This is a genomic window from Bacteroides mucinivorans, from assembly GCF_034654355.2.
In the GTDB taxonomy this organism is placed as follows: Bacteria; Bacteroidota; Bacteroidia; order Bacteroidales; family Bacteroidaceae; genus Bacteroides; species Bacteroides nordii.
This window is the reverse complement of record NZ_CP178179.1, coordinates 5,380,173-5,395,145: the sequence shown is the minus strand read 5'-3', so window position 1 is coordinate 5,395,145 and position 14,973 is coordinate 5,380,173. Positions and strand designations below refer to the sequence as shown.

Here is a 14,973-nt window from a genome sequence, read left to right as displayed (position 1 = left end):
TAAATCATGAAAAAAGTTTTATTATATAGTATATTGATATGGCTATGTGCAACTGCTTGTAGTGATTATCTGGATTTGAAACCATCTAATATTGTCACAGATGAGGATGTATATGCTAATGAGTCAGGTGTGAAGACAGCACTTACAAGGTTATACATTGATTTGCCTATTGAAGATTATCGTTTTGATCAACGTGGGGGCTTTAACAATACTAATTATAAGTTTGAAGAATTGGAGACAATTACTGGTTTTGCACGTAATCGTAAACAAGATGATGGTGCTAATCTGAGTGGTAATTCAGGTAATTCCTGGTGGAATTATACAGTGATCAGAAATGTATGTAAATATATAGAGAATCTGAATAAATACTCTGCCGGAATGACTGCCGATAAAGTGGATGGTTATCAGGCAGAAGGATATGCCATCAGGGCTTGGTATTATTTTGCGATGGCTAAACGTTTTGGGGGCCTTCCTTATATCGACAAAGTGTTGGAATATTCAGGTCCTTCCAGTATTTCTTCACTTGAAATTCCACGTAATAGTGAACAGGAGACTTGGGATTATATTTTGGCTGATTTGGATAAGGCACTCGAGTTGAATATTCCGGAAAACAATCCTCAAGGACGAATTAATAAGGCTGTGGTATATGCATTGAAGTCACAAGTTGCTATTTATGCAGCAAGTATCGCTAAATATAATGATTTGGTTTTGGAAGATGAAAATACCGGAAAAATGGTTTGCGGGATTCCTGCATCTGAAGCTGACAGATATTATGAAATAGCTTATCAGGCAGCAAATGAAATTATTAAATCAGAAAAGTACGAATTGGCGCGGTCATTTGACACGAATGATTTAAGTGAAAACTTCAGAAAAATATTCCTGAATGTGGAGCCGGATAAAAATAAAGAGGTCATTATGAGTCGTTCATATTCTTATCCTGATTTGGTTTACCGTTTTGATGTGGATCGTTTGCCTTGGGGAGGTCAAAGTAATCCGAATAGTTGTCCGACTCTTGATTTAGTGGAACAGTTTGAATATCTGGATGGTACTTCGGGTGCCTTTAATACCCCTGCCGGCAGTTATATACCGGGAGAGTTTGATAATCGTGAAGATTTGTTTGCTGGTCGGGATGCACGTTTATTGGGATCGGTGATTGTGCCGGGATCTACATTTCAGGGAGAATTGATCGATGTGAAGTATGGTGAGATTAATGCAAGTGGTAAAGAACAGACTTCTGCCAAATATCGTGGGAAGTACGGTATGGGTGAAGACAATAAGACACCTACTTCTATGTTTCAGAAAAAAATGATTGACGACTCTAAAAAACATAGTCTTACTGAATTTGACAGTGACCAGCCATGGACCGTTATCAGATATGCAGAAATTCTGTTGATAGCTGCTGAGGCTCAGGTAGAACTGGGACATCCGGAGATTGCTCAACCTTTGGTTAATGATATACGTACCCGTGCTGGTTTACAGGAATTACCCGTTTCAGATATAACCATCGGAGAGGTGCGCAGACAATATATTTGTGAGTTTGTTTTTGAAAATAAAATTTATTGGAACTATCGCCGTTGGCGGATTTTTGATCAGGTGATGGGGGAATTATTCCGTCCCCGTGGACTTTTCCCAATGCTTGATACTCGTACTAATAAGTGGAAATATAAAGTTGATTTTGTTGGAACCAATGATTTGCTATTCTTAAAAAAATACTATTATAATTCTATTTCGGCAGATGAAATAAAGAAGAATCCCAAGTTGGTCCAGAATTATGGTTACTAATGAATTTAATTATAAAAATAAAAAAGACCGATTATGAAAAGAATATCATTTTATAGTATATATACTGTGTTATTGTGTGTGTTGTTTACGTCATGTGATGTGGATAACTATGACGGACCGAATGCTAAGTTTAGAGGTGTTGTTATTGATAAAACAACAGGTAAGGGTATTCAGACTGAACAACCGAATGGTTTCAAAATCAAGTGGACCGAATTAAGCTGGGAGTATCAGGACAATATCCAGCCGGAGTATTTCTGGGGAAAAACAGATGGCTCTTTCAATTGGGAGTATGCCTTCGGGTATGCGGGTTCTCTTTATGAGGTCCAACCCGTTCAGGGAGCTTTTGTCACTCCTGAACCTCAGCAATTCTCGTTGGAGAAAGGTGATTATCCCGATTTTACTTTTGAAGTAATACCTTTTATACATATTGATTGGGAATATGCTTTGGAAGGTATGGAGCTTGTTGTGAAATTTAAAGCAACTCGTCCGGAAGGTAGTACAGATGAAAATTTTTATGCACTTTCTACTACTCGTCTGTTCATCTCAGATAAGACAAAATATGTCGGGGGGATGAATACAGGGGGATTTATTAATGATTTGAGTAAGCGAATTAAGTTAAATGAATCTGATCTGGGAGTAGAACAGACTGTAAGAGTAGAACTTGAATCCGGGAAAAAATATTATATGAGGGTTGGAGTTCAAACGAAAAATCCGAGTAATGCGTATAATTATACAGAAGTGGCGGAAATTACGGTGCCTTAGTTTTCCTCTTGCTTATTGTTAAATACTTAAGAAAGATTGTATGAAGGATATTAATTTATTCAAATCACAACCATTGAATACAAAAGTTCTGTTGGCTACGGCAGCTATTTATGCATTTGTGCTACCGGTTATAGAAATATTTCAGGCAGCATATATCATGGGGCAGTCTGCTGATATGGCAAGAGTTGTTTTGTATCAGCTGATGGTTTATACAGGTGTTCCTATCACTTTTATTTTCAATGGTTTTTTACTCCGAAAGATAGCTCCGGGCTGGTTATATTCTTTTGGTATGTTGCTGGGTGGTATATCGATGTTGTATATGACTTCTTTGCCTGAACTGACAACAGGGGGCATTGGTATAGCAGGACTTATCATGGGGTTGTCTTTCGGCTTCTTTTGGGCTAACAGAGATTATTTGGTGTTGGTTAGTACTACTGACGGGAACCGGAATTATTATTATGGAACAGAAGCTTTTTTCAATACTTTTGCGGGGGTAGTTATGCCTATTATCATTAGTACTATTATTGTGTATATCACGCATAAGTATGTCGGGCTAAGCAATGTTCGCTCATTTGCCTATCAGGTCATATCTTATTTTATTATTGGATTGACCATAATTGCTTCGGTGTTGATTCTTACAAAAGGGAAATATGAAAAACCGGATAGTCCGAGATTTCTCTATTTCAAATTTGACAATTTATGGAATAGAATGCTGTTGATGGCTGTGTTGAAAGGATTAGTTCAGGGATTTATTGTAACGGCTCCTTCTATATTGATATTCAAGTTTATTGGGGAAGAAGGTGCACTTGGTCCAATTCAAAGTGTTTGTGCGTTAGTTACAGCTTTTTTGATGTATATTATCGGGCGGAATGCAAAGCCGGAACAACGTTTGCATATTCTTTTTGTTTCATTAGCTTTGTTTATCATCGGAGCGGTAACTAATTCGCTTTTGTTCAATACACTTTCTGTAGTAATATTCTTACTATGCCTGGTAGTGGCCCGCCCAATGTTTGATATAGCTTATTTCCCTATACAATTGCGGGTAATTGACTTTGTTTCGGGTATTGAAAAGAGAAATGAATATACCTATATTTGCAATCATGAATGGGGACTTTATGCCGGACGTCTCATCGGATGCGGGTTGTTTATACTTATTGCTAAATTCATTTCAGAAGATGCTGCTTTGAAAATAACATTGCCTTTGGTCACTATTTTACAAGGGGCATCCTACTTTGTAGCCCGAAATTTACTTACTCGCATGGAGAAGAAGAAAAAAGAATCGATTTGTAATAAAACAATGTGTAATGCAGTTGTCATATAAAATATGAAAAAGAATTTTAGTTTAATAATAGCTCTCTTTTTTCCGTTTTTGGTTGTAGGAGCACAACCTCCTAAAAGTACAGACTTGATGGAAGAAGGGGCTTTTCAACGTCGCGATCTGAGTATCGAAGGTTCGAGAATTGTAATTAACCCTTATGATTTTGATAAAAATCCGGATGAAATTACTCCTGTCGTTTATAGTAATGCTTCTTCTTTACCTTTAAACGTTGCTTATTTGAGTACGAACAATAATGATAAAGGAAATCGTTTTGGAAGAGAAGTAAAAAAACTGCTGCTATTATTGACCGATACTGGCGGAGGATACAGCGAAGCATTGACGTACCAGACACAGTGGATGCCTCATGCATTACCATTTAGTGCTACTTATCCGCAAAATGTATATGTGGAAGGGACTGACTTTTTCTATGACGAGAACACGCTTGTGAGGAGCGTTCGTTTTCGTTCAAACACCCGTATTGTTCTTGCAGGGAGTATACCGGGTAAGATTGATTATCAAAAATCTTATTTAACTATAGAACATCCTGATTTTAAATATGTTATAGCTTCTAATGGGTTGTTTAGAGGAATTACTTATTATGGAAGTTATGATGATTTGAAAGCTAAGAAAAATAGGGTGAAGGATGCGACTAAAGCCAAATGGTGGGCAATAGAAATGACAACAGTTCCCGATATGGTTTGGAGTATTTCTTTTGCTTTGCCGGAGGAATCTTCCGGGAAAATGCTTACCCGTGTATTGGCTCCATTGAAAAAGGAGAAGGCGTTAGATGCTTATAAAAAACAGGAAAAGTACTGGGATACATATCTTTCGCAGGTACCTCAGCCAGTGGATTTCTCATTACGTTCCATTGATGTAAAAGGAGTTACTCCGGAACAAGTAAAAGCTACCTACTATAAAGCATGGGTGTTTCTGGCACAGTCTGTATTGTGCCCCGATCCGGCAGTTTATCCTTATTATCAGCTTGTGGCAGGAAAGCCTTCTTTATGGGATCATGGTCATAAGAGTTCTCCTTTCTCGGCTGCATGGGAATCTTTTGTCGGGATGCAGTTATATGGGTATATTAATCCCTCTATTTCCTGGAGTGCATTGAAAGGTATGCTTTCATTGGTTGATGATGAAGGTATGTTAGGCGGTGAAAGTCTTCCCTCCAAGAAGGCAGAAACGGCCTGGGTCTTATATCAGTTGACGGGAGATGTCAGATCGTTGGAAGAAGTTTATCCGGCTCTGTCCCGTTATTTGGACTGGAGGATAAAGAATCCTCGTTGGATTTATTTAGGTATGACACCTGAAAATGAAAAGGATATAGAGTTTGTAGTTGCAGGACTCATAGATATCAAATGTATGGCTCAAATTGCTGATGTACTTGGTAAGGAAGTAGATGCCAGTGATTGGAAAAATAAATATCAGAGTCTGTTCTCACAATGTCTGAATTGGTTTTGGGATAGTCCTCAGGCACTACCTGTCCAACATCTTAATCAGTTTAAGGGGAGAGATAGCTTTCCGGTTCAGATTACTACCGGATTGTATCTGGATGAACTTTCGGATGATTATTATGAGAGTATGTTAGGACTTTTCTATAAATACTATGATATTGAACAACCATTTGCCGGATTTGACGCGGCAAAATATCCGGATATGAATTATACGGTATATGGATTGATAGAAAAAAATAAGGTTACTCTTGCCCGGAATTTGTTAGAAGCAAATATTCGGGATATCGTGTTGACCAATTCGGTTTTTGCTGAAACTTATCGGAACGGTAAACCTAGTGGAGTGAGGCCTTCTATATTCGGAATGGCTTCTATTATTGATTTTGTTTTATTGAAAAATAATTATTTTTATCAAAAGGGAGAACCCCATGTTGTGAATTTGTTCAAGACTACATCCGGGGTAGATGGTTTATGTATTCGGGGTAAAAAGCTGAATATACACCATAATAACGGTGAAACAGTTATTGTAACTGGTAATTTACTCAATGAAACGAAGGAAATTGGCGTACAGGAAAATGAGATAAGAACCATATATTAATGTGTGCCTCAATATAAAAAATGCACCCCTAAAGTTTATTTTCCAACTTGTGGGGTGCATCTTTATTTTTCATATCTATTCTTTAATATCCAAAAATCTCTTCTTGTGTAAGTTCCTCAACTGGTCCCACTTCTTTTAGCTTTTCCATATCCAACTCTTTTTTGTCACCGAGGATACAGTATGTATAGGTGCGTCCTTTGACCCATTTATTCTGAAAGTTGATAACATCTTTCAGTGTCATGTTTTGTGCATCATTATACAGCTTGATACGGCTATCTACATTTTGTCCCAGGTCTTGTGCATTAATGTATGACCATATGATGTCACTCTTAGTGATACGTTCTGTGCGCAGACGGGCGATAAGTGCTTCTTTGGCGAGCTGGAAAGCAGCTTCAGACTCCGGCATGTTATCGATAATATCATTGAAAATCTTGATAGCATCAATCATTTTATCATTCTGTGTGGCTATCTGAGTCTGGAGCAGATATGGATACTTCAAATAAGACGGACGGTTGAGTCCGGCCCATGCAGAGTATGCAAGCCCGCGGCTCTCACGCATTTCCTGGAATACGATGGAGTTCATACCACCACCAAAGTATTCATTGTACATTTGGCGTGAGGGTTCAATCATAGGATCAAATTTTTCACCACGATTGGAAAGCTGAGTCATATAAATCTGTTTTGCCTCATAAGGGGAGATAAGCACTTTTGTTACCGGCGTTTCCAGACGTGGGAATTCCATCCCAACAGGGATCTCTTTTAACTTTTTGGGAGCCTGGTGGTTTTTGTTGATAATGGCTAACAGTTCCTTCTCACTTGTTGGACCGTAGTACATAATGCGATGTTTGTAACTGTTCTGATTATGAATGCGGTCTGTCAGTTCATGCGGATCCATGTTTTGAAGTTCGGCTTCTGTAAGTATATTGGTAGCAGGAGATTTAGGACCATACATACCATAGTTCATCAGTCGGCGGAAGTTCTGCATCTGATTCAGTTTGGCATCTTTGCGTGATTTCAGAATGTCGGCTACCATATTGGTATAAGCTTCTTTATTTACCTGTGCATCCGCCATCAGTTTCTCAAACAATTTCATTGCCTCAGGCATATTCTCATTGAGGCCCGAAAGTACAACATAGGTACGTTCGTTACCCGGAGATACGCGGAAGTTACATGCCAGGCGATAGAATTCGCTTTTCACCTGTTCGGGTGTCATATCGGAGGTTCCCAGATAATCAATGTAATCGAAAGCGGTACCGAGGGCTTTATCGTTGTTGTTACCCATGTCGAATACATAAATCAACTGGAACAGGTCATTACTTGTGTTCTGTTTGTATAGTACAGGAATGCCCGATTTAGCTTTCAGTTGGCTGAGGTCTTTCTTAAAATCAAGGAATACAGGCTCAATGGGCTTTACATTACTGTTTTGTATCTCCTTCAGGAAGTCACTGGCAACGTCACGGTTCATCACAATCGGAGTGATGGCTGGTTTTGTCATTTTCTTCTCATTCGGATTCTGTCCTTGCTTCTTATAAATAACGGCATAGTTCTGATCGGTCAGATATTTATTGACGAAGGTTACAATGTCCTCTTTGGTGAGTTTGGCAAGGCGGTCGATAGCGGTTACTTCATCTGCCCAGTTGGTACCGTTAATGAACGAGTTTACGAACATGTCTGCACGTCCCTTGTTACTTTCCAGTTGTTGAACCTGGTAAAGTTTGAAGTTATTGATATTGGCTTGCAGCATCTTTTCGTCAAAATCTCCTGCACGTAGCTTCTTGATTTCTTCAAGCAACAGGTTCTTTACATCATCCAATGTCTGTCCTTGTTTGGGACGGCCTTGCAGCATTAAAGCCGAGTAATCTGCCATGTCCAGTGGGTAGCCATAGGCCTGTAACACTTTCTGTTGCTGGTTGAGATCGAGGTCTATAAGACCGGCTTTACCGTTGTACAGGATTTGTGAAACGACCTGTAGGATCTCGTATTCTTTGCTGGCAGCTCCCGGGAATCTCCATGCCAGTGTCAGGCTTTCGGCATCCGGACCCAGTACTTCACGAACAATAGGGGCGGTGATGGGTGACTCTTTCGGCAAATTCAGTTTCGGCAAGTTATTATTGGGTTTTAGATGCCCGAAGTATTGATCGATAGTAGCAATCATCTGGTCCGGCTCAAAGTCACCGGAAAGGCAGATTGCCATATTGTTGGGCACATACCATTGTTTGTGGTAGTTTTTGATGTTGGTGATAGAAGGGTTCTTCAGGTCTTCCTGTGTACCCAGCACGGTTTGTGTACCGTAAGGGTGGTGTGGGAAGAGGGCAGACAATACAGTTTCGTATACCTTACGCGGATCTTTGGTCAGTGACATATTCTTTTCCTCGTACACTGTTTCCAATTCTGTATGGAAGCCGCGAATGACGCAGTTCTCAAAGCGGTCTGCCTGTATTTTAGCCCAGTTGTCTACTTGGTTGGCAGGGATATCGTCTACGTAAACAGTCATATCGAATCCGGTGTAGGCATTGGTTCCTGTAGCTCCGATAGCAGCCATTAGTTTGTCATATTCATTAGGAATGGCAAATTTGGATGCCTCGTATGATAAGCTGTCTATCTTATGGTAAATGGCTGTACGCTCAGTTTCATCGGTTGTTTTGCGATATATCTCAAACTGTTGCTCAATCTGGTCGAGCAAAGGTTTTTCGGCCGCATAATTCTGTGTGCCGAACTTTTGTGAACCCTTAAACATCAGGTGTTCGAAGTAGTGAGCCAGTCCGGTGGTTTCTGCGGGATCATTCTTTCCACCTACACGTACAGCAATAAAAGTTTGTATACGTGGTTCTTCTTTGTTAACGGTCATGTAGACCTTCAGCCCGTTGTCCAGTGTGTAAATGCGTGCCTTCAACGGATCGTTGGGTACTGTCTCATAGCGGTAGTCTTTGGACGTAGCGCCGCTTACACTTGCCACTATTAAGAGAAATAGCGACAGGCAGGATAGTTTTAGTAGTTTATTCATATCAATGATAACAATTTAGTTACAAAAGCAAAGGTAGCGGATTTTTGCGTATCTTTGTCCCCTTGAGACAGATAAAATGATTGAATAAAGTAATTTCAATCGTAAATTGTAAATCGTTAACGTACCTATGCGATAAAGATTAGATAATGGTCATGACCATAGGGAATAAATTGTAAATCAAATGATTACTATTGAACAACTTAAAGACGTGAAAGAGCGCACTGATGCGCTGAGGAGGTATCTTTGACATCGACGGAAAGAAAATTCAGGTCGAAGAAGAACAATTAAGAACACAAGCTCCGGGTTTCTGGGATGATCAGAAACGTGCCGAAGCACAAATGAAGAAGGTGAAGGACTTGCAGAAGTGGATCGCAGACTATAATACAGTCAAGACACTGAGCGATGAACTGGAACTGGCTTTTGATTTTTATAAAGACGAACTTGTCACCGAAGCAGAAGTGGATGAGGGTTATGCCAAAGCACTGGAAGCTGTAGAGAATCTGGAATTAAGAAATATGCTCCGTGGCGAAGCCGATCAGATGAGCTGTGTTTTGAAAATAAATTCCGGAGCTGGTGGTACGGAGAGTCAGGACTGGGCATCTATGCTGATGCGTATGTACCTGCGCTATGCCGAAACGAATGGTTATAAAGCAACTATTTCTACCTTGCAGGAAGGCGATGAGGCAGGTATTAAAACTTGTACAATTCAGATAGAAGGTGATTATTCTTACGGCTATCTGAAAGGTGAAAATGGAGTACATCGTCTGGTGCGTGTTTCGCCATACAATGCCCAGGGGAAGCGAATGACTTCGTTTGCCTCGGTTTTTGTTACTCCGCTTGTGGACGATAGTATTGAGGTTAACATCGAGCAGGCACGTATTTCATGGGATACTTTCCGCTCGGGTGGAGCCGGTGGTCAGAATGTGAATAAGGTAGAATCGGGAGTTCGTTTACGTTATCAGTTTAAAGATCCTTATACTGGTGAGGAAGAAGAAATTCTTATCGAAAACACCGAAACACGTGACCAGCCTAAAAATAAAGAGAATGCGATGCGTCAGTTACGTTCTATTTTGTATGACAGAGAATTGCAGCATCGCCTGGCGGAACAAGCAAAAGTAGAGGCCGGAAAGAAGAAAATTGAATGGGGATCACAGATACGGAGTTATGTGTTTGATGATCGGCGTGTGAAGGATCATCGTACTAATTATCAGACTTCTGACGTAAATGGTGTGATGGATGGGAAGATTGAGGATTTTATCAAAGCCTATTTGATGGAGTTTTCATCAGAAGAACAAAATTAATCTCCTTATCCTTCGTTGGATTGAATAATTATTCTTAGCTTTGTTAGCGTTGAACTTTAAAGCTAAAAACATATGGGTAAGAATAAGAAAAAAGTAACACACACAAAAAAGGAAGAAGAACAAGCCAAGCGGGTCATTAAGATAATTTCGGTGGGACTCGTTATTCTGGCATTGGCCATGTTAATTGGCTTTTCTTTCTTAGGATGATTTTATTCATCACAGATTATGTAGATGGTTTTCTGCGTAATTTGTGATGAATTCTTTTTTGTAACAGCTTTGTAGCTCATTTGTCATAACGATGTACCTCTATGCAGATACCTTTGCGGCAAAATAAAGATTTTGACCGGAATGAGGAAACTGACTACAGCCATAGCTGGTTTATTGCTTGCTACAATGGCTTTTGGACAAGTGAATGAAGAAGTAGTGGATGGCAAGAAGCTGAATAAAGAAAAAATGGAACTGCATGACTATTTGCCAGCCATCCATGGTACTGTTCGTGCTAAGTATGAGTATCAGACAGCTACGGATGAAAGCCGTTTCCAGGTGCGTAATGCACGTTTCAGTCTTACGGGCAATGTACTTCCTATTGTTGCTTACAAAGCAGAAATTGACTTATCAGATCAAGGTACTATCCGCATGCTGGATGCCTATACCCGTATCTTCCCGGTGAAACACCTTGATTTTACAATCGGGCAGATGCGTGTTCCTTTTACGATTGATGCCCATCGCTCTCCCCATCAGCAGTATTTTGCAAATCGTTCTTTTATTGCCAAGCAGGTAGGAGATGTGCGTGATGTAGGCGCTACGTTGGCCTATACTCGAAAAAATGCTGCAATGCCTTTTATTCTTGAAGGAGGTTTATTCAATGGTTCGGGACTTACTAATCAAAAAGAGTGGCAGAAGACGTTGAACTACTCCCTAAAAGGACAATTATGGTTTGCTAAAGGCTGGAATCTTACTTTAAGTACACAGATGATTAAACCGGAGGCTATACGTATTAATATGTATGATATCGGTATCTATTATGAAACAGACAATTTCCACATTGAAGCCGAATATCTATATAAGAAGTATGGTCACAGCTCTTTTGATGATGTACATGCTGTTAATAGCTTTGTAAATTATGATCTGCCATTGCACAAATTCTTTCATAAAATGTCGTTTCTCGTACGCTATGATATGATGAACGACCATAGTAACGGACTTGGAATGGACGAAACAACCCGTCGCCTTCCCGTTACGGATTATGCCCGTAAGCGTCTTACCGGCGGGCTTACTTTTAGCTTTTCCAAGGCTTTCGTTGCCGATATCCGATTGAACTATGAAAAGTATTTCTACAAAAAGGGGGGCATTCCTAAAGATTCGGAGCAAGATAAGTTAGTTATCGAATTTATGACGCGGTTTTAGAGAAGTACGTACTCTTATCTGTTTAGAGTACGTACTTTTGTGTGTAATAAGTACGTATTTAACTCACCCTTAAAATACTATTTTCTGACAGTATAAAGTGCATGTTTTATTGATAAGATATAAATAAGCTAATGGTTGAAAATCAGCATTTTAGATAAAGGGAAGAATGTCTCTGACTTTTATTGCTGTTTTAAACTGGAGAATGCCGAAAAGATAGTTGCGATTTTGACAAATAACTTTTAGATATAATTATAACCTTACCACTCTATGACCCTACCACTCTGTAATCTTATAATCCTATAACTCTATCACCTTATGACTTTTATTTCTATCTTTGCGGCATGGCACAGGAGATAGAACGTAAGTTTCTCGTTATCGGAGATTTTAAATCACAGGCTTTTGAGCAAAGTCGTATTGTACAGGGGTATATAAGCAGTGCCCGTGGACGGACGGTACGTGTACGAATTCGTAATGGCAGAGGGTATCTTACTATCAAAGGGGCTTCTAATGAATCCGGTACCAGTCGTTATGAATGGGAGAAAGAGCTGCCTTTGCATGAGGCAGAAGAATTAATGAAACTTTGTGAACCGGGGGTAATTGATAAAACCCGCTATCTGGTTCGTAGTGGTGAGCATATTTTTGAAGTCGATGAGTTTTATGGTGAAAACGAAGGACTTATTGTTGCAGAGGTGGAACTCAATGCTGAAGATGAGGCTTTTGTGAAACCTTCTTTTATCGGACAGGAAGTAACAGGAGATGTTCGTTACTATAATTCACAGTTGATGAAGAAACCATACACAACCTGGTAACGCTAACAAAATAATCTGTATATTTGTTCTTATTATTAAAAGGACACTGTATGGAGCAATTATATAACTATCTTCCGCGTGAACTGGTCACTTTTATTCTGGTGACTTTGTTTTCTCTTCTTATCGGCCTTTCCCAACGTAAAATCAGTTTAAAACGAGAAGGGGAGACGACTCTTTTTGGTACTGACCGTACCTTTACCTTTATTGGTATATTGGGATATTTACTCTACATTCTTGATAAGGCAGATATGCGTTTGTTTATGGGAGGAGGTTTGATACTGGGTATCTTGCTTGGTTTGAACTATTATGTTAAGCAATCTCAGTTCCACGTATTTGGTGTGACTACCATCATAATTGCTTTGATCACCTATTGCATTGCTCCGATAGTTGATACGCAGCCTTCGTGGTTTTATGTAATGGTTGTTGTTACCGTATTATTACTGACGGAATTGAAACATACTTTCACCGAATTCGCCCAGCGTATGAAGAACGATGAAATGATTACCCTTGCCAAGTTTCTGGCTATTAGTGGTATCATTTTGCCCATGTTGCCTGATGAGAATATTATCCCGGATATCAACCTGACTCCTTATTCCATATGGCTGGCTACTGTGGTTGTTTCCGGCATTTCATATCTGTCTTATTTGCTGAAACGTTATGTGTTTCGTGAGTCCGGTGTGTTGGTTTCCGGTATTGTAGGTGGTCTTTATAGCAGTACTGCCACTATCTCTGTTTTAGCGCGTAAAAGTCGTAATATACATTCCGGTCAGGCTACGGAATATGTTGCTGCTATGTTGCTGGCAGTTAGCATGATGTTTTTGCGGTTTATGATACTGATCTTTATTTTTAGTCGTGAGATATTTCTGGATATTTATCCTTACCTCCTTATCATGGCATTGACTGCGGCAGCTGTTGCATGGTTTGTTCATTCGCGAAGGAAGAAAACAGATGTTACTGAAAATGTGGATGAGGATGAAGACGGTAGCAATCCGTTGGAGTTTAAAGTAGCATTGATTTTCGCTGTGCTGTTTGTTGTGTTTACCGTTCTTACGCACTATACATTGATTTATGCAGGTACGGGAGGGTTAAACCTTTTGTCGTTTATTTCGGGCTTTAGTGATATTACTCCTTTTATTCTGAACTTATTGCAAAGTACAGGTACTGTCGCTGCGTTGGTGATCACAGCTTGTAGTATGCAGGCAATTGTGAGTAATATTATGGTTAATATGTGCTACGCATTGTTCTTTTCCGGGAAGGGGAGTAAACTGCGTCCCTGGATATTAGGAGGATTCGGTTGTGTGATAGCGGTAAATGCGGTGGTATTATTAATATTCTATTTCTTGTAACCGATTGATCTTTTTATGATAAGAAAGTCCGGATGAAGCTTTTAACATCATTCGGACTTTTTTTTATGATGGTTTTGAATCGATTTCACCATAGAGTCACACAGAATTTTGTCGAGTTTCTTATTGTAAATCAGATAAATAGTACTCTGTGGAACTCGGTGTTACTCTGTGGTGAGTTTGATTCAAAACTTAATATCATTCATACTATTAACCAATAACTGATATTTAATGTAATTACCCTTTTTGGCCGAATATTTTGTATAAATTGCTGTGATATCTCCTTTTTTACCATTTTGGGGCAACGGTTGAAGTGCGAAGTTGGCATAACCGCTTACGCGTACAATGTAGTTACCCGATGAGGTCGAAGTTCCTCCAAAAGAGAACCAGGATGAACCGTAATAACGTTGATTATTGTAGCTATAAGCATAAGTGGGTGTCAAGCCTTCACTCTCATAGAATTTATTGGTATAAACAGCCTCTGTTTGTCCTCCCGGATAGGTAACCTCCAGAAACTGAGGATATGTATCACCATCAAAAGTGCCGGCTTTATATTCCAAACCTTCAAAACGCACCAGACGTCCTAAGGCAGCATCCGTAAGCTTAGTCTTATAATCTTCTGCATTAACCACCAGTGTGTCTGCTGCAGTTAATTCTCCCAAGGCTCCCGGGAAAATGTGTGCATTGACCAGAAGCTGTGTTTCCAGATTACGGTTTGCATAACCTTTGGCGATATCAGTAGCGGTAGGCATTCCTCCTACACTCAACATATAGCGGTAACTACCAATGGCCAATCCTTTGGTTTTTACAAAAATCTCTTGTCCCGGATGATAGAACACATAGTTACTGACCATCAGTTTGAGTTCGATGGCTGATTCGGATTCTTCATCGTAAATATATACTGATTTGTAAACGTTACCAGCCTGATCGCTTGAGATTACTTTTCCATGTATTACATAATCTTCTGTTATTTCAAGCGTTTTGGCCAGGCTTGTTTCACCACTGCCATATACATCATAGAACAGTTGCTTGAAATCCTTGATAGAAATAATCTTCTCATTAGAAAAATCCTCTTTCGTCCATACTTTTGCAGGAGCAGGATCGTCAAAGTCATTGTAGCAGCCTGTGAAACTCAACACGACTACTGCAATCATACATATTTTTACTATTTTGTTCATAGCTTTCATTTTTTATTCGT

The 14,973-nt window shown here is 39.6% G+C and carries 11 protein-coding genes; 9 read left to right on the top strand and 2 right to left on the bottom strand.

The genetic code is table 11. The features are described 5' to 3' along the window. The first annotated feature begins 6 nt into the window (after window positions 1-6). The 4 genes from VCM39_RS20455 to VCM39_RS20440 are packed head-to-tail and all read left to right on the top strand — an operon-like array spanning window position 7 to window position 5,911. A complete protein-coding gene (locus tag VCM39_RS20455; RefSeq protein WP_221650730.1) occupies window positions 7-1,782 on the top strand; it encodes a RagB/SusD family nutrient uptake outer membrane protein in 1,776 nt (591 codons plus the stop codon). A 33-nt stretch (window positions 1,783-1,815) separates the two neighbouring features. After that, window positions 1,816-2,544, top strand: coding sequence for a DUF3823 domain-containing protein (locus VCM39_RS20450; protein ID WP_221650729.1), 729 nt, complete (start codon window positions 1,816-1,818; stop codon window positions 2,542-2,544). A 40-nt stretch (window positions 2,545-2,584) separates the two neighbouring features. Then, the gene (locus VCM39_RS20445) at window positions 2,585-3,865 is read left to right on the top strand and encodes a hypothetical protein (protein ID WP_322933845.1); all 1,281 of its coding nucleotides are present in this window, start codon (window positions 2,585-2,587) and stop codon (window positions 3,863-3,865) included. 3 nt (window positions 3,866-3,868) lie between these two features. Further along, on the top strand, window positions 3,869-5,911 hold the full coding sequence (locus tag VCM39_RS20440) for a hypothetical protein (protein ID WP_322933844.1): 2,043 nt from the start codon (window positions 3,869-3,871) through the stop codon (window positions 5,909-5,911). An 82-nt stretch (window positions 5,912-5,993) separates the two neighbouring features. Here the strand turns inward: VCM39_RS20440 and VCM39_RS20435 are convergent, their stop codons facing one another. Beyond that, entirely contained in the window at window positions 5,994-8,915 is a 2,922-nt protein-coding gene (locus VCM39_RS20435) for a M16 family metallopeptidase (RefSeq protein WP_322933843.1), read from the bottom strand. Window positions 8,916-9,096: 181 nt separating this feature from the next. On the opposite strand from VCM39_RS20435, the gene prfB reads away from it, so the two are divergent. The 5 genes from prfB to VCM39_RS20410 all read left to right on the top strand — a co-directional run bounded on the left by prfB (window position 9,097) and on the right by VCM39_RS20410 (window position 13,778). Beyond that, a protein-coding gene (gene prfB, locus VCM39_RS20430; RefSeq protein ID WP_221650725.1) for a peptide chain release factor 2 occupies window positions 9,097-10,216 on the top strand; the annotation gives its coding sequence in 2 pieces (ribosomal slippage) (window positions 9,097-9,159 and window positions 9,161-10,216; 1,119 coding nt in all). Between the two features lie 72 nt (window positions 10,217-10,288). Further along, a complete protein-coding gene (locus VCM39_RS20425; protein ID WP_002558839.1) occupies window positions 10,289-10,423 on the top strand; it encodes a hypothetical protein in 135 nt (44 codons plus the stop codon). A gap of 141 nt (window positions 10,424-10,564) precedes the next feature. After that, window positions 10,565-11,623, top strand: coding sequence for a porin (locus tag VCM39_RS20420; RefSeq protein WP_221650724.1), 1,059 nt, complete (start codon window positions 10,565-10,567; stop codon window positions 11,621-11,623). 341 nt (window positions 11,624-11,964) lie between these two features. Continuing rightward, entirely contained in the window at window positions 11,965-12,432 is a 468-nt protein-coding gene (locus VCM39_RS20415; protein WP_221650723.1) for a CYTH domain-containing protein, read from the top strand. A gap of 50 nt (window positions 12,433-12,482) precedes the next feature. Beyond that, on the top strand, window positions 12,483-13,778 hold the full coding sequence (locus VCM39_RS20410; protein ID WP_221650722.1) for an MgtC/SapB family protein: 1,296 nt from the start codon (window positions 12,483-12,485) through the stop codon (window positions 13,776-13,778). A gap of 182 nt (window positions 13,779-13,960) precedes the next feature. Here the strand turns inward: VCM39_RS20410 and VCM39_RS20405 are convergent, their stop codons facing one another. Continuing rightward, a complete protein-coding gene (locus VCM39_RS20405; RefSeq protein WP_322933842.1) occupies window positions 13,961-14,953 on the bottom strand; it encodes a DUF5689 domain-containing protein in 993 nt (330 codons plus the stop codon). Window positions 14,954-14,973 lie beyond the last annotated feature (20 nt).